This is a genomic window from Pseudobacillus wudalianchiensis, assembly GCF_001685015.1.
GTDB classification, from domain to species: domain Bacteria; phylum Bacillota; class Bacilli; order Bacillales; family Domibacillaceae; genus Pseudobacillus; species Pseudobacillus wudalianchiensis.
Genome location: NZ_MAYT01000001.1, coordinates 509,473 through 531,907 on the forward strand (window position 1 = coordinate 509,473; position 22,435 = coordinate 531,907).

At 35.0% G+C, this 22,435-nt stretch carries 24 protein-coding genes and 2 pseudogenes; 17 read left to right on the forward strand and 9 right to left on the reverse strand.

The genetic code is table 11. The annotated features are described in order from the left end of the window. Nucleotides 1-310: 310 nt before the first annotated feature. A complete protein-coding gene (locus tag A8F95_RS02590; protein WP_065409092.1) occupies nucleotides 311-1,084 on the reverse strand; it encodes a hypothetical protein in 774 nt (257 codons plus the stop codon). A 1,205-nt stretch (nucleotides 1,085-2,289) separates the two neighbouring features. Between A8F95_RS02590 and A8F95_RS02605 the strand changes: the two genes are divergently transcribed. Together A8F95_RS02605 and A8F95_RS02610 are read left to right on the forward strand one after the other, a co-directional pair. Continuing rightward, a complete protein-coding gene (locus A8F95_RS02605) occupies nucleotides 2,290-2,595 on the forward strand; it encodes a hypothetical protein (RefSeq protein WP_065409095.1) in 306 nt (101 codons plus the stop codon). A gap of 427 nt (nucleotides 2,596-3,022) precedes the next feature. Next, nucleotides 3,023-3,448: a hypothetical protein gene (locus A8F95_RS02610; protein WP_065409096.1), complete on the forward strand. Its 426-nt coding sequence runs from the start codon at nucleotides 3,023-3,025 to the stop codon at nucleotides 3,446-3,448. A 102-nt stretch (nucleotides 3,449-3,550) separates the two neighbouring features. On the opposite strand, the gene A8F95_RS02615 is transcribed toward A8F95_RS02610, so the two are convergent. Then, nucleotides 3,551-3,736, reverse strand: a complete 186-nt coding sequence (locus A8F95_RS02615; protein ID WP_065409097.1) for a hypothetical protein — start codon at nucleotides 3,734-3,736, stop codon at nucleotides 3,551-3,553. Between the two features lie 182 nt (nucleotides 3,737-3,918). Between A8F95_RS02615 and A8F95_RS02620 the strand changes: the two genes are divergently transcribed. The 4 genes and pseudogenes from A8F95_RS02620 (at nucleotide 3,919) to A8F95_RS22260 (ending at nucleotide 5,965) form a co-directional block, all read left to right on the forward strand. Then, nucleotides 3,919-4,338 (forward strand): DUF7674 family protein, encoded by a 420-nt coding sequence (locus tag A8F95_RS02620; RefSeq protein ID WP_218060656.1) that lies wholly within the window; start codon nucleotides 3,919-3,921, stop codon nucleotides 4,336-4,338. A gap of 11 nt (nucleotides 4,339-4,349) precedes the next feature. Next, a pseudogene (locus A8F95_RS22905) lies at nucleotides 4,350-4,706 on the forward strand (insertion element protein); the annotation flags it as partial. Nucleotides 4,707-4,791: 85 nt separating this feature from the next. Further along, nucleotides 4,792-5,358 (forward strand): hypothetical protein, encoded by a 567-nt coding sequence (locus A8F95_RS02630; protein ID WP_077247178.1) that lies wholly within the window; start codon nucleotides 4,792-4,794, stop codon nucleotides 5,356-5,358. A 451-nt stretch (nucleotides 5,359-5,809) separates the two neighbouring features. Beyond that, entirely contained in the window at nucleotides 5,810-5,965 is a 156-nt protein-coding gene (locus A8F95_RS22260) for a hypothetical protein (RefSeq protein WP_176713596.1), read from the forward strand. 430 nt (nucleotides 5,966-6,395) lie between these two features. Here the strand turns inward: A8F95_RS22260 and A8F95_RS22265 are convergent, their stop codons facing one another. From A8F95_RS22265 to A8F95_RS02655, 5 genes are all read right to left on the reverse strand, one after another. Beyond that, on the reverse strand, nucleotides 6,396-6,920 hold the full coding sequence (locus A8F95_RS22265) for a DUF5412 family protein (protein ID WP_065409100.1): 525 nt from the start codon (nucleotides 6,918-6,920) through the stop codon (nucleotides 6,396-6,398). A 763-nt stretch (nucleotides 6,921-7,683) separates the two neighbouring features. Further along, complete coding sequence (locus tag A8F95_RS02640; protein ID WP_176713597.1) at nucleotides 7,684-8,115, reverse strand: hypothetical protein; 432 nt, start codon at nucleotides 8,113-8,115, stop codon at nucleotides 7,684-7,686. Nucleotides 8,116-8,548: 433 nt separating this feature from the next. Further along, nucleotides 8,549-10,015, reverse strand: a complete 1,467-nt coding sequence (locus A8F95_RS02645; RefSeq protein ID WP_065409102.1) for an SEFIR domain-containing protein — start codon at nucleotides 10,013-10,015, stop codon at nucleotides 8,549-8,551. Between the two features lie 430 nt (nucleotides 10,016-10,445). Further along, nucleotides 10,446-10,667 (reverse strand): hypothetical protein, encoded by a 222-nt coding sequence (locus tag A8F95_RS02650; protein ID WP_218060657.1) that lies wholly within the window; start codon nucleotides 10,665-10,667, stop codon nucleotides 10,446-10,448. Between the two features lie 980 nt (nucleotides 10,668-11,647). Continuing rightward, a complete protein-coding gene (locus A8F95_RS02655) occupies nucleotides 11,648-12,106 on the reverse strand; it encodes a VOC family protein (protein ID WP_065409104.1) in 459 nt (152 codons plus the stop codon). Between the two features lie 330 nt (nucleotides 12,107-12,436). On the opposite strand from A8F95_RS02655, the gene A8F95_RS02660 reads away from it, so the two are divergent. From A8F95_RS02660 to A8F95_RS21520, 11 genes and pseudogenes are all read left to right on the forward strand, one after another. Next, nucleotides 12,437-13,171: a hypothetical protein gene (locus A8F95_RS02660; protein WP_065409105.1), complete on the forward strand. Its 735-nt coding sequence runs from the start codon at nucleotides 12,437-12,439 to the stop codon at nucleotides 13,169-13,171. 498 nt (nucleotides 13,172-13,669) lie between these two features. Next, on the forward strand, nucleotides 13,670-14,152 hold the full coding sequence (locus A8F95_RS22910) for a hypothetical protein (protein ID WP_245671061.1): 483 nt from the start codon (nucleotides 13,670-13,672) through the stop codon (nucleotides 14,150-14,152). A gap of 606 nt (nucleotides 14,153-14,758) precedes the next feature. Beyond that, a complete protein-coding gene (locus A8F95_RS02670) occupies nucleotides 14,759-15,193 on the forward strand; it encodes a hypothetical protein (protein ID WP_065409106.1) in 435 nt (144 codons plus the stop codon). Between the two features lie 1,289 nt (nucleotides 15,194-16,482). After that, nucleotides 16,483-16,800, forward strand: a pseudogene (locus A8F95_RS23460) (ATPase, T2SS/T4P/T4SS family); the annotation flags it as partial. Beyond that, a complete protein-coding gene (comGB, locus tag A8F95_RS02680) occupies nucleotides 16,727-17,794 on the forward strand; it encodes a competence type IV pilus assembly protein ComGB (RefSeq protein ID WP_065409108.1) in 1,068 nt (355 codons plus the stop codon). The pseudogene A8F95_RS23460 and the gene comGB, both read left to right, overlap by 74 nt. Nucleotides 17,795-17,811: 17 nt before the next feature. Continuing rightward, nucleotides 17,812-18,135 carry a competence type IV pilus major pilin ComGC gene (gene comGC, locus A8F95_RS02685; RefSeq protein WP_281181729.1) on the forward strand — a complete coding sequence of 108 codons (324 nt, stop codon included), beginning with the start codon at nucleotides 17,812-17,814 and terminating at the stop codon, nucleotides 18,133-18,135. Beyond that, nucleotides 18,110-18,586, forward strand: coding sequence for a competence type IV pilus minor pilin ComGD (gene comGD / locus A8F95_RS02690; RefSeq protein ID WP_065409109.1), 477 nt, complete (start codon nucleotides 18,110-18,112; stop codon nucleotides 18,584-18,586). Before comGC ends, comGD begins: the two co-directional genes overlap by 26 nt. Next, nucleotides 18,570-18,878 (forward strand): type II secretion system protein, encoded by a 309-nt coding sequence (locus A8F95_RS22010; RefSeq protein ID WP_065409110.1) that lies wholly within the window; start codon nucleotides 18,570-18,572, stop codon nucleotides 18,876-18,878. Before comGD ends, A8F95_RS22010 begins: the two co-directional genes overlap by 17 nt. After that, entirely contained in the window at nucleotides 18,799-19,293 is a 495-nt protein-coding gene (gene comGF / locus A8F95_RS02700; RefSeq protein ID WP_176713599.1) for a competence type IV pilus minor pilin ComGF, read from the forward strand. Before A8F95_RS22010 ends, comGF begins: the two co-directional genes overlap by 80 nt. Beyond that, nucleotides 19,290-19,670 (forward strand): competence type IV pilus minor pilin ComGG, encoded by a 381-nt coding sequence (locus A8F95_RS02705; RefSeq protein ID WP_065409112.1) that lies wholly within the window; start codon nucleotides 19,290-19,292, stop codon nucleotides 19,668-19,670. Before comGF ends, A8F95_RS02705 begins: the two co-directional genes overlap by 4 nt. Before the next feature lie 60 nt (nucleotides 19,671-19,730). Continuing rightward, nucleotides 19,731-19,901, forward strand: coding sequence for a YqzE family protein (locus A8F95_RS21520; protein ID WP_176713600.1), 171 nt, complete (start codon nucleotides 19,731-19,733; stop codon nucleotides 19,899-19,901). 17 nt (nucleotides 19,902-19,918) lie between these two features. Here the strand turns inward: A8F95_RS21520 and A8F95_RS02710 are convergent, their stop codons facing one another. After that, nucleotides 19,919-20,692, reverse strand: coding sequence for a YqhG family protein (locus tag A8F95_RS02710; protein WP_065409113.1), 774 nt, complete (start codon nucleotides 20,690-20,692; stop codon nucleotides 19,919-19,921). Continuing rightward, nucleotides 20,664-22,364 (reverse strand): DEAD/DEAH box helicase, encoded by a 1,701-nt coding sequence (locus A8F95_RS02715; RefSeq protein WP_065409114.1) that lies wholly within the window; start codon nucleotides 22,362-22,364, stop codon nucleotides 20,664-20,666. Before A8F95_RS02715 ends, A8F95_RS02710 begins: the two co-directional genes overlap by 29 nt. Nucleotides 22,365-22,435: the final 71 nt, after the last annotated feature.

The following is a 22,435-nucleotide window of genomic DNA, read 5'->3' on the forward strand; positions in this document are numbered from 1 at the left end:
AACAAGTTTGGTTCAGAAGTACAAAACACCAGATAGCATTGAGAAACAGTTTATTTAGTTCATTTTCAGCAATACAATCAACATACAAAATAACGTGTAAAAGGAGCGGAAACCCGCTCCTTTTTCTTCTACTTCATTTATTTTAGTCCCGATAAATTATCACCTGTGATAATTTCAAACATTATTACTGATTGTTCTTTTGATAATTGGGCGTACTGATCTTCACCTTGAACAATTTCTAATTTATCCTTATTTGGACTAATCCAAACCCTGTGTACTTACTTTTATTTGCTACGAATGATCTTTAAACTCATTTATAGTAGGGAGGCATTTCGCCTTCTTCTTTATAAAGGCTTAAGGTAGAACGATCTACTTGATAAGAGAAGGTCCAATCTCCTTTTTTATTTCCTTTGCTCCATTTTTCTTTAAGCGTTACCAAGTATCTTTCTTTTTTTGTTTCTTTCACTGATGTTTCTTTTTCTACTTGATACCCATTAATTATTCCTGCCCATTTTCCCTCTTTTTTAGGGAAGCCATCGGTAATAGTGCCTTCTCCTTCCGTAGCCGATTGAATGGCATCTTCCTTTGTAAAAGGCGGAAGAGGAGGGGAGATTAAATAAAAATACCCCCAACATACCCCATATATAAGAAGTGGGGCGAGAAAAAACATTTTTATAGACTTCTTATTCTTTGAAGCTCTTTTATATAACCATCTATCTACACATGCGTATAATAAGGCAGCTAACATGCCATGTAAAGCAAGGATCCAATATTGAAACAATAAACCATTTGCTAATCCAAATATGCCATGTAACAACACATAGAGCCAGTCATGTTTTTTAAACCATTTTCTTTGCAAATACTCTATTCCAATCGATACTATGCTGCCGTATATTAAGATAATTCCTCCTACATACATAATAAAAACAGAGGACCACCCCAAAAATTCATTTCCAAGGTTATAGGTGATTTCTGAATCACTATCTTTCAAAGTAAAAAAAGTGATGAATATAGAGGTGATCAATGTAGCAACAAACGTAGTAATTAATTTCCTAAGAAAAATACTGCCTAATTTATTTTGCATATTTTCATTCCTGTCTTTTGAAAATGCTGTGCTTATCACTGTCGTTTTTTCAAATGTAAATTACCCTTATTAAACATAATAAGTCCATTAACCCGCTCATATAGGGCATATAAAGGATATAGCAGCCCAATAAAGACGATAAAGGAAGGTGTTTTTTCAATAACAGGTATTACGCGAGATAGCAAAGATATTAATATTTCTGTTAAGTAAATAAATAAAGGTATTATGGCTATCAAACCGATCAAAAGAAATGGGGTTACTTTTGTTTCTTTTAATTTGGCTTTGCAGTACGGGCACTTCATTGTAAAAGGTGATGAAAAATCCTCAAAGTCATCAAGCGTTATTGCTTTTTGACAATTTGGACAGGGTACAGAGGTTCTCATAATAATCTCCTTACAAAAGAATTTATCTTAGTAAAAATGGGAATTACATTACACGCTTAGTAAATAGAGAATAGTAGTATTTAGAAGAGGACAGTTGATTGAGCCTGTTTACACAAAGTGTTTAGGAAACGCAAAAAACTTATAACATTGCTTCTCCAATTATAGAGACAGAAGGAATAGCAGTAATAAGCTCGGTAAGATAAAGGCTGGTATAGAAAGTAGAACCTTAATTGGATAGCGAATGTCACTGAAGTGTTTATAAAGCTGACCTATTGGTTTCCAAATTAGTGCGACAAGAAGTAAGTATATACATGCTGATATTAGATCAATACGAGTAAATGGGGAGTCTAAATATTTATCAAGACAAAAATTGAGAACATATAACACACTAAGCAGTACAGTTTGAAGAACAAAGAATTTAAATTTTTTCATAAACAACTTACTCCTATTTCATATGGTGAACGTATGTAAATTATAAGTTTCGTAGGAAAAATAGTAAATAGGAATCTAATAAGAACAGATGATGTTAAAAGTGATTTGTTGGCTTTTTTGTTGTACTCCAGGAAGAGACCTTACAGTATAATGATTGAAAGTAGAAGATGCAAAATCTTCTGCCTTGTCTATTGCGAAATGCAGCCTGATTTTGGCAAAGTTACCTTGCTTGGTTCTTAATTATGGATAGTAGTAGTAACGAAAACACTAAACAAAATATAAAGGAATTATCGTTGTCATCATCGGTATTTAAAATAACAGATACCTACGATTATCTAAATTTATTGTTTAAACAAAAATATTAATAAGTTTTCAAAAGGCGGGATTTGATTGAGTAATATTGAGTTCGAAAAAGAACTTTGGTTTGAATTAGAAGGTCATTGTGAAGGGAAGCATTATATTGTTGGCAATCCCCATACTTTTAATGGAAGAATATCGGCATATTGCCCTCAAAAAGAAACATTGGATATTTATTGGGGAATGAACCTTCACCTCCTGTTGATGAAGAGGGTGATTTGTATCCTCCAATGCACGAAGAATATATTCATTAGGAGAAAAGTATTGAGTTATTTAATAAGACTGGATATTGGTATGCAGGAGATAGGAATTGTGAAGTTTGTGGAAAGAAGTTACTGAATTCTTGGATTGAATTTGAATGTGAAAACTGCTGTAAAGAGGAATAACCTAATAAATTATATCGGAAACTATCACACAGTGGGTAGTTCCTAATTATTATCTATCCTTTGAATATCATTGATGAGCGCGAGTGACAACAGTATATATTAACCATTTTAAGAACATTCTACAACTTTTGTGAAATTTATAAATCAGTCGGTGAAAAAGAACTTATCCCTGTGAGACATTTAGGAATTACTAATAACAAGGGTAATTCAAAAAATATAGTATATCTAAGATAGTTCACTTAATATCAAGTGAACTTATTTTTTAAAAGGAAAGGGAACAATTATTATGAAATAAATTGATAGATTGTGAGAAAACTTTGTTAAAGCTAACTAATAAATTTTCAAAGAAAAATTATAAGCAAGTATGGAGGTGGGAAACAGTGAAGAAAAGTTTATTATCAATAGTTTTATTTTCAATAATTATACTCTCAGGTTGTAATTCAACGAACAATGAAATTATAGCTAAAGGAAAAAGTCAATATTGGAAGGTTTCTATTGCTTATAAGTTGGAAGGAAGTATGCTTAATGACAATGGAAATATGGTCTATTTAAAAGATAATCCTCCTAAAAAAGTTGAATTTAAATATTCTTATCCGAATGGTTTTCCTACTGGTTCGTCAGGAACAGTAGAACATTACGAGGAAAATATAAAGGAGTTTAAAATTGGCGGTGGCAGCGGTAGCCTTAATAAAGGGGACAATTATGAAAATCTAAAAGAAAAAATTGATGAAATGTCTGTTTTAATTCAATGGGAAACCGATGGGAAAGTTTATAATGAAACTGTTGACCTTAATGCAATGAAATAAGTATTAGAATTGGTTATTCACTCATTTTTTCATAAAAACGAGAAGAAGCGCTTGGAATTCCAAGCATTTCTTGTACTATTATTGCTTTTTCTTTTCCTTAAGTCATGCTTTGTATTCATGTTCAGTATATTCGTCCATTTTTACAATAGTCCAGTGACCATCTTTGTTCTCTAGAGAAACCTCTACTAAAAGCTCTTTTCCTGACTCACCGTAGTCGTTACGCAAATAACCAATGCCGCCATGAACAAGAACAATTACCTCTTCGTCATTTATTGTTTTTACCTTCAATCGTTCATGGCTTTCAATGCCATAATTAGTCCCCTTTGCAGACTGTCCCAGGCATACAAGAATTTGAAATAAATCCTTTTTTAATTTTGCGTGTTGTCAACATTAAAATTTAACAGAGCCTTTTTATAAAAGGAATTGGTTATTTATGTTAATATATTTCTGAATATAAAGAGGTGATAAGGTTGAAAAAGGAAATAACTAAAGAACAAGTTATGGGTCTATTATTAAGTGCTTGTCCTTCATACACTAAGAGATGGGAAAAATATTTGGAAGAAAATTATGAGGATGGGGATGAACAATTACTTTATATTGATGTTGCTGATTTTACGAATCATGTAATTGAATTATATAGACTTAACGAAACTGAAGAATTTGAACCTGTCTTTGAAGTAATCGAGCTTTTACACATACAAGGTGATGAATTTGTTAAGGAACTAGCGACGATTGGACTTTTGGAAGATATTCAACTTAGCCTCACTGACAAACAGGAGCATGATTTTTTTATTAAATATTTAAAACCAGACTCTTTGAAGTGGTGGAACTATCTTATTGATTTTTGGTCTGGGAAGTTATTCAATGAAAAAACAAAAAGCCCCAGTTGAATACTTCAATAGACAAAGGATTCTCAAAAGTAGATTGCACTACTGATTTGTCTTCGTTGGAGCCAGAACAAGTGGCAAAAATGATACTCAATGTAAATGACCACGCAACTAATTTTTTCATCCAACAAATTCGGAGAAAGTTATCAGATTTAGTACGACCTTTAACTACTGCGAGAGGTGACAAGAAAAGTTATACCTATTCCAATTTCAATCCAAAATATGCACAAATGGCTCTGACTATTCTCAGAACGTACTATAATTTTTGTTTGCCTTACAAATCTAGAGATAAGAAGAAACTTAGTCCTGCACAACGGTTAGGAATTACAGAAAAAGTTTTTACAATAGAAGATATTTTATATTTAAGATGAATCTGTCGTTATAAAAATTACCCCCTCATGTAAAATAAAGGATATAATAGAATAAATAGTAAAATATAAAAAAGGGGGTAAACAATTGAAACGATTTATTGTACTTTTAACTTTAATATCAGTTATAGCAATTTTAACTGCTTGTTCATCTGAACCATCTTTGAAACTTACAAATAAAAAAGTGGACATTATCAACGATAAAGGTAAGACTGGTGCGATGATTTTACAACAAGGCGAGAAAGCAGGGAAAGAAGTTGTACCTACAACGTTGTATTACACTTTTACAATTAAAAACGAAGGAAGTAAGAAACTTGGAGATACAACCAACCTTTTCACAGTTAAAATTCAACCAAACGAAAAATTATTGACTGTTTCCAAGGAAGTAATGGGGTTTAATATTTTTAATCCAAAGGAATATGATAATAGTGGTTTGGGTTACGGAAGTTCCTATGTTGGTATCCTTGAACCTAATACAGAGGGACAATTTATTCTGCATTATGATTTAGGTGTTGATGAAGAAACTACTGAGGCTCTTCTTGTTCCATCTAAACAACAATTAGAGAAATTAAGAAATCATGCTTTAGAGGCGACTTTAATTGTATTATTGGACAACGAAGAAATAGCCCGTTTTGATTTGAATAAAAAAGAATAAGTAATTACTATTAAATATGCTGAAAAAGTAACATCAATATAAAAGCATCAGTGCTAATACTAACGGGTTCGGTTGATGGGGAGAAAACATTAAATAACATAGCATTTGGGGGCACTATTCGCATGTGAATTGGTGTCCCTGTTTTTGTTGTTATATCAATGTTTGGACTGTTTATTTGAGAGAATTCTCACTATAATTGGTAGGCGAATTAGCAACAGCACATAAATTTATGTGCCATTGCTAATTACCTTGTTAAAACGCTTGTTAAATGGTTGGATGGAACGGCTACCGTAAAAATAACTTATTTGAAACGAGTGAATATTTAGAGGGTTATAAGGTATTATGTGTTTAAATAGATTATAAGTAGATTAATTATTCAACGAACAGGACAGGTCGAAGAACAAAAAGTAAGTAAGGGAATTTACTAATATCGATGGAAGGGGCGGGCAATGTGAGAGCAGACGAAATCATTAAAAATCATTTGAAATATAAAGATAAAAGTATGGAAGAACTGATAGAAGAAAGATACAAGAAGCATCTAAAAGGGCAAAACGAGTTAAGAAAAAAATACTTACCAGAGAAACACAATCCGAATCTTGATAAATAGGAGTATAACTTTCAATAACACTCGCGTTTGATACGCAAAGCCTAACAAGAAAATATGGCATATAAAAACGCACAGACGTGAAGAACTGTGCGTTTTTGATTTGCTTTTTCTACTGTTAATTGTTGTTTAAATCATATGCTAATTGGGTTACTAATTCAGTTGCGTTTATGCGTTTTCTCCCCATCAACCGAACCCGTTATGCTAATACCGATGCTTTTTTGTGTGTTAAACTACTTACTATTTTTGATGGTTTTTTAATTTTTGTCCCCCAAAAGAGAACCCGTTAAGAAAAATCCAAGCCTTTTTTCTATGAAATATACTGTGAATTCAATGGTGAAACAATTGCGATTAATAGTTAGATATTAATGACGATTTGCTGTTTTGCACTCACAAGTAAATCCGTTAGGTTCTTAATCCTGCGTTTTGTTATCTAATCTGAATATGTTTCTCCTCTTTTTAAATTTAGTATATGTCCATTAATTGCAATAGTATAATTGTTTTTCCATTCAACGTCAGCTTGGTCCATTCTATAATCATTATATATTTTCTTACTAAACCAAAGTGGACCATCTATTACACCTAAAACTTCATAAGCGGTTGTTGCTCCTCCATTTACTAAATAAAGATTTATAGTATATTTACCATCAGGCGAATGTGTGCTGCTGATTTTTTCCTCTGAAATAATTACAAGTCTTATGACTCCTAAGAATAGAACTAATGCAAGTATTGAAGAAATAATCACAGTAAACCAGCTTCTCAATTTTGATGCTGAATTAGTTTTATCTTTAAAACCAATCAGCCCTAAAATAAGTGTTAGTACCGACAAAAACCAAAGAACATACGATGGGGGTGCATATGACCAAGTAACGTATAAAGATGAATAAACCAAATGTATTGAAAGTATCAGCCAAAGCAAACTTAAATAAAAAGCCCATTTATTAAATAAATTTACCATTTAGTAATTCCTTTTTCATTCTTGTTAAATTCTTAAATTGCCTATATCGCAGAGTCCTGTTTATTAAATAATCGCTCCAATTTATCCAATAGATTTCACCTTCACCACAATTTCGATCTGTTTAATTAACCGTTTATTGTTTCTTTTTGTTAAATTCACTTGATGAAGTTTTTATCGTCAAGAATGTTTTGCAAAAACTTATCAGCGATTTCACTTTCTCTAAAGATTCATGCCGATTTTATCATAATTTCCCTAAAGTTTAAATGGCGATCAAATCGTACTTTGATTAGATATCTTTTTTCTATGGCTTTTCTTAATTCAGCGAATCCACTTCAAACGATATCGATTTCTCCCTCGGAAGATGAAATAAAGGACTGAAGGAAGAGAATAAGTGATTGCACAAAAAAGAGAATTGAATCCCGTTGAATATTTCAAGGAACTTTAGGAAGTTCTCTTATTTAACCAATAATACAGGAGTATATAATAGGAAGAAGAATGCAATTAACTTACTACTACAATGATTGGGAACGCAACGAAATTATCCCTTGTTTGAGAAGATACCGTTGATTTCGCTATTGCTAGAAATGGAACCGTTGCGGCTTATAAACCGAAAGATGAGATTGGAACGTCCGCCCAATCGATGAATGTAGGGTATCTAATTGCTATGCCATGAACACATAACACCGCCCGAGTGCTCGGACGGTGTTTAAAATATAAAATAGTTCTCTAGTTTTATCTACCTTTTGCTAAATTTCCAATGATACTAGTAACTTTCAGCGGTCATTTTTACAATTGTCAGTAGTTTCTTTGTTTCAGCATCGAACACTGCATATTTTGTTATCCCCTGTTTCTGATCGCCTTTTTTCGAGAAAAAATAGTAAACCTGCCTTTGTGGATCTAAATAGATCAAGTGATCCTTTATTTCACTTATCTTGGCTTGTCTTTCTTTCTCGCTATTCCACTTCATTTGGCTGGTAACCGAAGGGAGGTCTTTAGCCAGTATAAGCTTACGCACTGATATTTCTGATTTAGAGACCTCTTTATAGCCGCTAATTTTGTAAAATTCTTGAGCGTTTATAAAGTACTTGTGATTGTTGCTTGAGAAGTATTCGTCTTTTGCTGCGAAAACAAATTGGTTTGTGAATAGGACCAAGAAAAATACGACTACTGCAATTTTTTTAACAATGTGAATCACCACCCTTTAATGTAGGTATAAATAGTATTCCCTTTTATTTGTTAATCATTAAAAGCAGCTTATCTTTATTTATCCTTATCGCTACTTCAGCATGTATCGCTATTTAACTAATTTGTCCTGTTAGTCGAACAAAGAACACGAGAAATAAACAACTTTTTATCAATTAACAATGGATTTCCCTTTTGGTTGGTTTTACGCTTCATTTGATAAGAGTTAAACGAATTGTTTAAATCGATGATAAATATGTCGCTTTGTGTTCTGAAGGAATGAAGTTTGAACTAATGTAAACAGCATCGGCGCTAAACACCGATGCTGTTTAAGTATAGAAATAATCATTATTTTTGATGTTCTAATTTTCCATCATTAATTAAAGCGCTTGGAATTAAAATTTTCTCTCCATGTGTTCTGAACCATTTTTAAACAAAAATAGTTTCTATGGCAACGTACAGATATCTTGAGGATTGATATGAAATCTCATGACGGGAATACGTGTCCCTCCTTCGTATCCTCTGGCTCTCGCTTCTTCTTCCTTAATAATCATTTCCTTTAGGGTCTCAGGTTGATCCACATTAAAAAGCTGTTTCACAAGTTCAAAGTGCCTTTTAGAAACTAATCGCTGTAATAATTCAATTTTATTAAAAGAAGCATATGGATAAGTTTCAGGAAACCAACCAAAAAATGAATTGTTTCCTTCTCGGGTTTTGTCAATATAGTATAGAAGCATATCGGTCTCCACAATCGCTTCTTTTGGATACTTTTTAGTGGCCCTCTGAACTAGCAAATCAGCTGTTATGCTAATTCGATTTAAATTTAAACGCGCTTTACGAATTTCATTTAGCGCTCGGGAATACTGACGAAAGTCCCCGAAAGTTCCTTGATATAACTCAGAACGGCTCCTTGTTCGATAAAAGTATGGTCTGTTTACTAATTGGGCCGTGTCTTGGTACCGTTTCTTCTTAAGTAGTATGGTTATTAGATATAAAAATAGTTCATGGATTAAAAATTTGTAATGATCAAATTGTAGCTGGTGATAAGAGGTCCATTCAGTAGGTGCTTCGCTGTATCGAATGATAGTTTCGAAAAAGTCAGTAAACATATTTATATCAAGATTTTCGGTATAAGAACAATGAAGCTCAACAAATTCAATAAAATCTTCTCGCAAAGGAAGCATAATATGAACCTTATCGTATATGATTTGATCGAGAGGAGGATCGTCTTTCATTTCCTCAACTTTAATTTGTAACTCATCCAATGATTCAAAAAAAGTATCTATAAACTGACTGCTAAGACCTCCAAATCTTTTTGGATTTCGATCAATAGCATCCCTAAGTTGCTTTAAAACATTTTTAGTTCTAAAGTAAGGAACTTCTCCTTCGTTTAACCAGGCAGGTGGATTACCTTTCTTAGGCTTACTATATTGTGGTTTTTGATAAATATTTCTCAGTAACTGTTCATATCCTTGTTCGAACCTCTCATCAGATGATAAGTCAATATATTTTCTTCCTTTTATATATGTGGGTAAAAAAGGGGTTCCATTGTCATCAGTTTCCGCTACAATAGGAATAAATTTTTCCTGCTTAATATCCTGATAGATTTCGGGGGACACGATTTGCGATTCTACACCAGCACCGCCTTTACGGTTATCCGCTTTTTCTTGATAGCCCTTGTCACAAATTAAAAGAACTTTATCAACAATGCTTTCGCCTTTCTCATCTGCTCTTACCATTGACTCCATAAAAGAATAAATTTCATGACCATCTTTTAGGTCCCATTTATCTAAAATAACTTCAACTCCGTCATCTGCATGAAGGCGAGTCGCAAGGTTTAACACCCATTCTTCATGTTCAGGCGTAGTCCAGCTGTATGATATAAATACACGTGGCGATTTTACTTCTGACATTTATAACACTCTCCTATATAGCTATTTGGAAGCATTCGTTAAATGATTTCCAAATCCAATAACTGTATTTTCTTCTGGATTATCATCAATTACGTCTTCAATGTTGGCAAAGGAAGGAAAATTTCTTCATCAAAATGCCCCAGGAGGTTTTACATTGTGCCACTCGTCTAACCAAGTTACGGCGTTGTTAAATGTTTTAACCGCTCAGCTAACAGTAACATATTTGTTATCAACGACAGCTTAATAATTTTTCGCTTTATAAAAAGGGTATGACGTAAAAAATAAGAATTATGAGTTGGTGGACGTGGCGATGTCCTATTTTCACTAGATATATCTAACTAAGATAGGCGCTGAGAAACTTAATTTTCTAGTTGGATATGGATCCTTTTTTCATTCATCTATCCTTTGCGAACTCGCCAACATACAATCGTTACAAGCTAATGCACATAGCTTGAGTAACGGGATGCAATGCCATTTTAGTTACTAACCCTATAAGAACTAAAGTTAAAATGTAACCAATGGTGAAACCAATGTAGATGTAACCTTTTATATCGGTGTTTTCTGTTGATTGGGCTGCAAAGGTTGCTATTCTGAACATAACGGAAAAAGAGATTCCAGAAACTAAGACTTGCATTAAAACCAAAGCTGTCAATATATAAAGGTACAAAGGACCAACTCCCGACTTTCTCAAAAAAAGAGGGTTGGCTTGTTCTTCTTGTGTTCGTTATCGTTTTCGTAGGATACAGATACATGGTGTGAGTTTCTCGCTATAATCGCCACGTGTAAGAAAATAGTACCACGGATTAAATTTAGGTGCTAGCTATAACTTTAGAGGGAATTAGCAAATTTTAAGATGTCAAATGCTCTCAAAGAATATAATCCGCTATATAGAGAACAGTTTTAAAAGCCAATAGGTAAATAACGTAAGAAAACTAACTGGCTCCTTTAATAGAATCGCAGATTAAGACTTTATTGTTGGTTGCATTAATTTTGTTTGTAAAGGATGTAGAGCGGTAAGGCCGTTCCTATTTAGTTGGAAGTTATCCAGCTGAAAAGTATATGCAGCATCAACGATATTTTTGGATTTGATTCAGTAAGCGCTTAAAAGAAGAGGGGCGAGTGGAGAGGTCAATTTGAAAGAGAACATCCTTAAAATGTGCCATACATTCGTACCTTGATTAGATATCTCGTTCTTATGGTTTTTCCTAATTTAGCGAATCCACTTTAAACGATGTCGCTTTTTCCCTAAGAAGATAAAATAAAGGACTGAAGGAAGAGAATAAGCGATTTCACAAAAAAAGAGAATTGAATCCAGTCGAATATTTTAAGGAACTTTAGGAAGTTCTATTATTTATGTTAAAACACAATAAAGTAATTTAATTTAAAAAGCTAAACAAGCATAACCCCGTCCTGAATTTAGGACGGGGTAAAAACATAGTTGTTTAATTTTGATGTAAGATACTTCACTATACTGAAAAATATAGTAATAGAGTCGTTTGAAAATATAAGGTTTATTCAACAATTGCGCCCTATTCCTTAAGATCAATAAAAAGTGGTCAACTTGGAAATCAATAGTGACCTTCAATTTAAGCACCTGTTCCAAATAAACCATAAAAAGAGTTTTAGAGAAAATTATTTCTTTTTAATAAACCATTCTTCTAATGTCATCATTTCAAAATCTTCTTCAAAGTTCAATCGTAAAGGTGTAATTAGTTCAACTGAGTTTCCATCTGGGTCATCAAAATAAATTGCTGAATGAGCTTGTGGATTATTAGGCAATACAAGTGGTTGTTTTTCAGGGGGAAAGCCAAAAGATGTTCGCACCATAATTCCTCTCTGCTTTAACCATTCTTTTGCTTGTTTAATATCTTCTAAGTCAACTTTAAATGCAATATGTCTTAATGAGGGATGATAAGGTGTTTTTACTTTGTCAGTTTCCCAAAGTCCCAACCAACTGTTTCCTTTTTCAATCCATAAAAAAGCTAAGTTTTCATTTTGGTAAGCAACCTCTAACCCTAATTTCTTATAGAAATCTATCGAATTTGAAAGATCACTTACTGGCAGATGTGCTTCGTACAATCCCTTTATCAATTTTTCAGCCCCCTTTGTTAAAATGAATATATTTCCAAACTTAGCTTACGAAAAAATACGGACTTTTTCAACTAATAGGAAGAAGAATGCGATTAACTGAAGTATAAGGGGTAGCGTCAGGATAAATGCGGATTTATGGCAATAAGTATTTTGATATGAGTCTTATGAGACATTACGAAGTCTTAATTTAACAATGCTTTTATTATGTGTAAACACGCTCTATCCTATTGAAAGCTTGAAGGTTTTCATTTACACTAACGAGGCAGGATAGTGCGAATAGAATTTATACTTGTGCATCCAAAGGCGTTAAAACTTAGAGGTGAAACAGCTATGAAAAAAAAGTTAATATTCTTTTTGCTGGGAACGATTTTACTTTTAACTTCTCTGCCATTAAGCACAAAAATGGTAATGGAACTTATTCATAATCAAAAAATGAATAGAGAGTATAAGGTTACAAATGTAAACGAAGGTTCTCCTCCCACTTCATCCGCATTCCGTTTTAAAGGACATATTGTAGAGATTAAGGAAACACTAAAAAATGAGGATGGTTATGTAGACCCTTGGAGTAATAAAATCAGAATGGCAGATTTATCCTTAGAATTAGATGGAGCGAAAATAGATACACTAAGAGATTATCCAATAAAAGTGGAGGAAAAAGGTTTAAATAGATACTATGGAGAAATTGCTTATTTACTCTTAGAAGATAAAAAAAGCAGCAAAACCCAGTTCATTGTACTTTTGAAAAAAACAAGAGAATTTAAAAAAGAGATGCCTAATGGATATATAGTTGGCGGAGCTCCCACGGAGAAATTAAAGTACACATTATACTCACTGGATGAAGAAGGAAATTTAAACACTAAATCTTTTAGTTTCACTGAGCGTAATGGTTTACAAACAAAACTACTTAATGATAGCTTTATGGTTCCTTATTCGATTGGATATTATACAGACGCTTGGGAAGTTTATCCTTCAATATTTTTCCCCTTTATATTCCCATTCGTAACTTTGGTAGTCGGATTTGTATTAATAGTTGTCTTTTTTCCTATTAGAAAAGTTAAAAAATAAAAATTTACGAGCCTACTTCAGCCAAAGGGTGCTTTAGTTGAACAAACTAAATTACAAAAGCCGTTTCCTTGAGATGGAAATCGGCTTTTTTTATGGGTGAAAACTTCCTTATCATTGTAAATCTGCGTTTTCCCAACTCTCCCTCCGTATTAAGAACAGTGGGACGGTTTCTATGGCTAAAAATGATCTAACGTTAGTTCTTTTTTCTTTTGTGTTAACTGCCTGTTCGACCAAATGAAAAGATAAAGACAACTATAACTGGAATGGAAAAACGGAAAGCATTAACTTGAAGAGTCAGTAGCTCCTTGTTCAATCAATGGAAAGAGTTATTCAAAGAACGAGGACATTTGAGCACGTACATGTTGGATATATGTAATATGTGCGTGCTTTCTGTTTTAACTGTTTGCCTTATCTAAATATAACGGCCGCTGTTACACGGTTAATTGATATGCTAAAATGTAAAGATAAAAAATATGTCAAATTGCGAGGGTATACTGAATGAAAATATACAAAGTTTCTTGGTATCCAATAATCGCTTTTATGCTGGCTGGAATCATCATATTTCTATTACCCATTGGAGATATAAAAGAAATTCTTTCAGAACTTTTTCTCTTCCTTTGCACATGGTGCTTATCATTTTTATTTTTAGGTTATGCCTTTTATCTTTTAAGCAAAAGGAGACAGCATAAAGCATTCTGCTGGGATGGTGAAGGGGTTGTGATCGACTTAAACGGTAATAAGGTTTATTGGGATGAAATTGAGGATATCAAGTTTTCTAAAAGCAGTATTACTCATATGAGATCCACTGTTATTTATCCTCACTACACTCACCACGAAAAGATCAGGGTCCGTCGTAAAAAATTAATGCCTACTCCTGCACATTCAATTGAATGGTATTTAATTGAAAAATCCAAGGAATATCATGAAAATTTAATGAAAGTATGGAAAGAAAAACAAGAGGAGAGGGCCGTCAATTGTTAAAATAAGATAATAACTCATAGGATAGTTAGTCCATTATGAGGCTAATTATCCTTTTTATTTACATGATTGATTAAAAAGTAAAGGTTAAAAATGCCGTTTAGTTTGTTTAATATGAAAATATGGATAAGAACGTTATTTTGGGCGTTAGGGGATACAGCCTCGGTGCGAGGATCTTAACAACCAACAATGACGATGATTATTATAAGTAAAGATAATTATTAAAGATAATCAATGGTTGGAAGTGTTTTTATAAGAGTGGAAGAAATATCTGTTGATAATAGAAAGGCAATCTCTTAATTGGAACAAACAGATTGCTTGTTAAACCTGTTGCAAAGTATATGAAATATCTCCATAACAGAGAGAACAGCAGCCACATCAACAGGAAAAAGCATTTGTAGACTCTAGGATTAAACGGGATGAGAATAATCAAAACGCCAACATCGCCTCTCTCAAAAGAACAATTAAGTACAAGAACAAGAAAATAAAGAACATAATGAACATTTTATGGAGCTATAATCCTTATTCGATTAACGGACAATTTAGCGGAAGAGAGCTACGTCATATAGTAGTATTCCATTCCATTCAATTTTTATAGGAAGTGAAAAAATGTTCCTTTATTATTTTACGCTCACAGTTGGAGCTTTTTTAGTTATATCTGCGATAATTGCCTTTATTGCTATGTATTATAACGAAGAATTTACAATACTAAATGCAGGAAAAGCCTGTGGAACCTTTTTACTTGGTGTTTTACTTTTAGTGGTTACTCTTCCAAGCCTAAAATATGTGATGTTAAAGGAATATGATGTTGTCAGTGGGAAATGTGTCATTGACATATATTCATCAGGTCGTTCTTCTGCAACGGAATTTAAAATGCTCGATACAGGTGAAATGTTTACTTTCGATGATATTCCTGCACTTGATGCTTACGGAAAGTCAATCCCTTATTATTGTGAAGTCACCGTTACAAAAGACCATATGTTTGAAATTGGTTATAAAATATATGATGTCAAAACACGAAAGTTAATAGTAACAAGTGAATAGCCTATGTATACAATTGGTAACTAAATAAAGGACCACACATTTTAGATGACTAATATGTAGGGTCCTTTTATTATTAATTGTTTTACCTATTTAGTTAAATATATCAATTGATGGTCTTATTTTTGATGATTTTAATCTAAATCTGAAAGCGCCACTATATAAAAGTGGCTTTTTTAAATGAAATAAAAAGGGGGCAAAGGTTGCAGTAGGCAACCGCTAACCGAACGCTTTATTAATTTAGGAGGAGAATAGGAGTAAAAATTCTTTTTGCCGTGTCACGCATGTTGAAATGCAACACCAATTGAAAGGAATCATCGATTTACGATAGCTGAAGAATCTTTCTTCAACTATTATTTCAAAGTACTTTTTTAAAAATATTTCTATTAAGAATTCGTTAAACGACTAACCTTCCCTATACTTCAATCTAAAAGTTGTAAATTATTTATAGATAACCCTACTAAATTAAGAGGTGAATTAGGGGCTTATATCAAATACAATTAAAAGAAGGTAAATGGTAGAATTATACAGAGGTGATTCATTTATGAAGAAGATACTCTTATCACTACTTGGTGGAATAATAATCGGAGGTTCAATCTCGTACTTTTTTCTAGATTACGAGGATTCGAATTATGTAATACTTAATTATTTTGGTGTAGATAAAAAAACAGTCAGAGAATGGGATTTTCAGTTTATTTCAAATGCGGGTTTTATAATAATTGGTGTATCGATTTTAATTTATTTGATTTGGACTTTATTTGAAAAAAGGTACAACACAAGGAAGAAATAATAAAAAGTGCTAATCAAATTAGAAAATACTTGGGGCCAGTTTCCCAAGTATCTTTTGTGTTCTATTCTGTTGCTAATTTACTTTCAGAAATTTTACTAATCGGTATTCTAATTCAACTAAGAACTACCTTTTTATACTTCAAAACCGAATCCGTTACTTTTATATAATGGCGTTTTTACTTGAAATAAAAGAGGGCAAAGACTACGGCAGGCAATCGCTAACCGAGTACTTTATCGATAGGAGGAGAATAGAAGTGAAAATTCTCTTTGTGGTGCCACACATGTTGAAAAAAAACTCTTCCTGTGCCAAACTTTGATTCTTGCCGTGCCAAACATGTTGGAAAAGATTTTTTCCGTGCCACACATGTTGAACATTTTTAGTTGCTGTGCCAAACTTTGAACTTTACTGTGCCAAATATGTTGAAACAGAACCTTGATGCTATGCGCCTTTTCGCGCTTCCTGTTGCCAAACATGTTGAAACGCAACACTTGAGTTTGGACTAAAATGGCATGAGATCCAACAAACGTTAATTGGGGTTACTGCACAGCGTCTTGTTAATCTTCTTTGTCCAAAATGCGGAGCGGATTGTTCTCCTCATTGCCTTGTAAAGAAACAACGCAGGCAAGCTACTGTATACGAAATATTAAGCGGCACAGACTTGCAAGCCGTGTTAAATGAAGCGAAAGGAGAGGCGAGCCAATACCATTACCCGTTGCTAAAACATTTATTAAGGAAGGGGATTGCTCTTGGATATCTCTCTCAAACTGAATACGATCGCTGGGTATTTGAAGACGAGAAGAGCGGGAAGATATCAAGGTGAATTTATTTTTAGGCTGGGAGAAATGCTAAATCAAGGGTTTGCGATTGGTGACGCGCTTGAATTTTTACTAATCAATTTTGATCGTAATCATCGTGAATCTATTCGATTAATTCGCACTGAACTAAACGCGGGTACGCCTTTAAATGAAATTCTTCATATGCTTCATTTTCCGTCCATGATTTGTCTTCAAGTGTACTTTGCCGAAAAGCATGGCCGTCTGCCTGAAACATTACTACATGCGGGTGAGCACTGGAAAAAGACAGAACAGGCGAAGGAAAAATTAGTAAAGCTGCTCCAGTATCCACTCTTTCTGCTCTTTCTTTTATTTATGCTATTGTTTCTTTTAAACCATTTCTTAATGCCGCGTTTTGAGGAGCTGTATGTGGCTCTTAACTTTACCCCTAGCGGCAGTACGTTTCTGCTCATCACCTTTTTACAAAAAGGACCGCCCTTTATTTTATTAGCTGCTGTCGTGCTGGCAGTTGCTTCTCTGTTTGTCTTTTTTCAATATCAAAGACAAACTCCCCAAAGTAAAATCCATTGGCTCATAAAAACTCCTATCACTTCCACTTATTTTCCGTTGCTCTTTACGCGCCTATTTGCAAAGGAGGTTTCCTCTTTGCTGAAGAGCGGTTTTGCGGTGAATGAAGTGCTGCTAATCTTACAAGAACAGACGATGCATCCGGTACTGCGCCATGTTGCTTCAGTAATAAACAGCGGTTTAGTGACAGGCCAGTCTTTTGCAGAGGCAGCAGAACAGATGTCCTGCTTTGTGCCTCAGCTTCCGCGTATTCTTCGTCATGGCGAAACGAATGGCCGGCTAGCCCAAGAACTATTCTTGTTCAGTCATTTTTGTGAGACTTTACTAGAAAAGAAAATAAAGAGAAGCTTGTCTATTTTACAGCCGTCTATCTTTTTGTGCGTCGGTCTTGTTGTAATTGCGATTTACCTGTCGGTTATGTTGCCGATGTTCCAAATGGTCGGTTCTATCTAAGAAGGAGGCATCTATTCTTGAGGAAAAGATTTATCTATAAAAATGAGGCTGGTTTCACCCTCATTGAAATGATGATTGTCTTATTAGTCATTTCAGTGTTGTTATTTATCGCTATACCAAATGTAGCAAAACAGAGTAATAGCATTAATAAAAAAGGATGTACAGCGTTTAAACACATGGTGCAAGGCCAGGTACAAGCTTATCGGATTGATCTTAATAAATTTCCTTCGACCATTCAGGAAATGGCCGATAAAGGGTATTTAAGAGATGATGAGACGGCTTGTCCGAATGGAGACCAGTTAAAGGTTGGAACAGATGGGGAAGTATCCATTGTTCCATAAAAGATTGTGGTTACCAAAAGAAGAGAGAGGCTTTACTCTCATGGAAACGATGATCGTGCTTACAGTTATAATCGTTTTACTCTCTATCGCTGTGCTTCCTTTTCCAAAGCTCGCTGCTCATTTCGAGAAAGAACAGTTTCTTAATCAACTGCAGGCTGATCTTTTTTTCGCTCAGTCTTATGCAATCGCCAGGCAGGAAAAAGTAGAGGTAAAGTTCTTCTATACAGAAAATTGTTATACAATTCGATCCCTCACTTCTACTGCAAGCTTTTTAGTCCAACGAAACATGCCTGATACGATTCGTTATATGGATGGTTCATTAACGGTTTTATCTTTTTTGCCAAACGGGAATACAAATAACTTTGGTACCGTTCGTTTTAGATATGGAAGTCGGTACATCTCGCTGGTTTTTCAAATTGGTAAGGGGAGATTTTATGTTACGGAACAATGAACGAGGCTTTACGCTTGCAGAAAGCTTGCTTTCTTTAATGATAATTGTGATGCTGGCTGCCTCTATTCTGCCGTTAATGGTGCAAATGACAGGACAGTCTAAAGTTCTATGGGAGCGGCAAAAAGGAATGAGGTTCTTATACGAGGAGAGTGGAAAGAGGCTGCTTGAAGGAAAGGACTTTCAAGTCGTTTATGAAGAGGAGGGAGAGCAGTATGATATTTCCTGGGAAACGACGAAGGCAGCCGCTTGCTTTAAAGTATCGGGACAAGCTTCTTGTATTAACAAACAATAATGGCTTTACGATGGTAGAGTCTTTATTTGTTTTAATGATTTTTATTAGTATGGCTGCTCTCTTTCCTCTTATCTACGGGACTGTCTATCGGATGGAGGAGCAGCTTGCTCCAGAAAGAAGAACGGAATGGGAGTTGTTTATACTGCAGCTGCGAAAAGAGTTATATATGTCTCATTCTCTGAACATAACAGATGAGCAAATCACATTTATACAAGAAGGTGAAGTGGTTTCAATTGAGAAATATAAAGAGGGGATAAGGAGAAGAGTTGGAGGCAGAGGACATGAAATAATTTTGCAGGAAGTTTCTTCTGTGCAATTTTATCCGTGCGGTTCATCACTATGCACAAGAGCTGTTTTTAAAAACGGTGAAAAGGAAAGAGCGCATCTTCATCTTTTTGCAGGGGAAGCGATATGAAAAGCTTGATCAGTAATGAAAAGGGGGTTCTTCTCCCTTACACGATTCTTCTCTTTACCGTTGTTTGCACAGCGGCCATGTTTGGAACGGGAATCTTTGTCAGTAAGCAGAAAACAGCTTTGTTTTTAACAGACTACTATGAAACGAAAGTGATAGAGTTCATGGCACTGCAGGAAATTTTCGTGCTTCTGGAAAATGGAGAGGAAATTTCCGGTATTTACCGCACAGATCGTGGGGATGTCACATATAAAGTGATACCAGACGAGACAGAGGAATTAGTAGCGATTCATTTAAAGACGGCTAAAGCAGAAACAAGATTTTCAACAAGGGTAATTTATAGCATGGCCGATCGACAAATTGTCCGCTGGATTGAATAGCAGGTGTTTAGAACGAGCAGAAATTGGAAAAAATGACACCGACTGCAGGAGGCGGTGTTTGTGAACGAATACGTAAAATATTTTATTGCAACGTTTCTTAGTTATTGGAATGAACCGAAGCAAGTAAGAAGAGAAAAACGTTACCAGAAACGGGCTGGGCGTGCGGCCTTTTCTTCTAGATGGTTTGGTTTGCTTCCTTGGGCGCTGCGCCAGCTCTTTTATAAAAAGTGATGGCGCAGCGCTTTTATTTAGGAATGCAAGTAAATCACTCCGCCATTAATAATATTCACATCGATCTTTGGCGAATATTGTTTTTCTAATGCCGCTTTTTCGATAAAATAAGCCTCAGGTTTTTCTTCGTCTTCATAAAAAGAATCAAGCAGGAGGAGGTCTTCCTCCCATTCTTTTTGTGCTTTTACCGCCCATTGATGATTTTCTTTTTCAAGCTGGGAGGTTAAAAAGCGCTGCAATCGCTTAACGCCGCTTTTTGGTTTAATTAAGGGAGTAATGGTAAAAGAAAAATCAGGGATTTTTGATACGAGCTGTTTACGGTTGAGTACGTCCATGAATTCTTCTTGAATCACTCCGTTAATTAAATTGAGGCCAAGTGAATAAAAGATATCTTTTTTATGATTGGCTTCGTAGGATACTTTTACATTTATTAAAAGCCATGGATGAAGCGGCTGGCGATGGCCGGTGGCTCTTTGTTCGTAAAGCCGGATAAAACGGGTATGTTCTTTCGCTGATTGGAAAATCTGTTGCAGACGAGGAGTGCCGAAGTGGATAGATTCCCCTTCAAGATCAGCTGGTATTTTGGTTTGATCGGTAATGAAGGTTACGGAAAGCGGCTCCGCTTTCATTCCAGTTTTTTCGGCATAATGCCAATAAAAAGGCCGATTCATCAATTCTTTATCAATGGCAGGCGTTAGTTTGACACTAAGTGACCCTTCTGTTTTCTCTAAAAAAGCACATTCAGTGGCTTTAAAATAGTCTTCAAGAAATAGATGAATTTCGTTCTTCACTAAAGCGCTCCTCCTCTTTTTTCCACTCGTTGGCTAATTCGATGGCCGCTTCAAGATTTTTCATTTTGACATGCAGCTCTCCTTCTGTTTTGGAGTGCTGAAAAATATCCACTAAATGTTCCTGCATATTAGGAAGATCGATTCTCTCTAAAATATCATCTAGTTGCCCGACAGCCTGCTCAAATAGATGGATTTTTTCATAGAGCAGCTGCAGAATTCGGTCTTCAATTGTATTTTCAATGCTGAAGTTATAAATGCACACATCTTTTGTTTGTCCGAATCGATGAACACGGCCGATCCGCTGTTCTAGTCGCATCGGATTCCAGGGAAGGTCAAAATTAATGACATGGTGGCAAAATTGCAGGTTTAATCCTTCGCCGCCCGCTTCCGTCGCGATTAAAACCTGAGCCTGCTTCTCGAAAAGCTGCTTCATCCAATCTTTCTTTCCGCGTTTAAACCCACCGCGGAAGGGGACGGATGTAATCCCGTTTTGTTTAAAGAACCACTGTAAATATAGTTGCGTTGCTCGGTATTCAGTAAAAATAATTACTTTGTCATTAATCGATTGAACGAGTTGAAGTGCTTTTTCTGCTTTAGAGTTGTGCGTAATGTTCTGTATATGTGACAAAGCGTTTTGAAAACTCTCTGGAAAATCAAGATGGTTTCCATTCAGCTTCTTCGCCATGTTTCTTAAGGTGAAAAAGACGGCTTCTTTGCTGCTGCAGGCTTCTCGTTGCAAAGTAAGCAAGGAAAAAGCAGACCGTACATCATCTGGCTGGCTGCGGACGAGCTGTTCAAGAGCTTGATAGAGCGAGCGTTCTTCCTCTGTAAAAGTCACTTTAACGGATTCTACTTTTCTGGCTGTCCACTCCACACCTGTATCCTGCCGACGGTTACGAATCATCACTTTATTCATGAGCTTAATTAAATGGTGATGGTTTTGTACTTGCCGGTCTCCTTTTTTAAACTGCTCACTAAATTGTCCTTCGCTTCCCAAATGACCAGGCTTTAATAGCGAAACGAGATGGAACATTTCATCAAGCCGGTTTTGAATAGGTGTCGCTGTGAGTAATAGGCAAAATTTCTTTTTTAAGTGACGGACAAATTGATAGTTTTTTGTTTTATGGTTTTTTAATTTATGAGCTTCGTCAATAATAACTAAGTCATAGTCTTGTTCATAAATTTTTTCCTTGTGCGGGCTTCGTTTGGCTGTATCGATCGAGGAAATGACGATATCATGCTCATCCCAGGCATAAAACTTCTTTTGGGCAATAGCAGGAATATAAAATTTAGTAGTTAACTCATGGGCCCATTGAGAAACGAGAGAAGCCGGGGCTAAGATTAAAACTTTTTTCACGAGGCCGCGAATCAAATACTCTTTTAATACTAGCCCAGCTTCGATTGTCTTGCCGAGTCCCACTTCATCCGCTAAAATAGCTTTGCCATTCATTTCTTCCACTACTCTTCTAGCTGCTTCAAGCTGATGAGGAAGAGCCGTAAGTTCCGGCAGAAAGCTAGGAGCTAACAATCCTTCAAAATCCGGAACCATCATTCGTCTTTCCATATTAATGGTTGATTGAAAAAGCGGCCAGCTCCCCCAAGGCCCATCCTGTTCGATTCTTTTTTCTAATTCCTCTTCCCAGCTATGATCGAAATAAATTTCCACATCCATTTGAAAAACTCCTTTATAAAATATGTTGCCGAAACCTTACCTTTAATGGTAGGATGTAAGTGAACAAAATA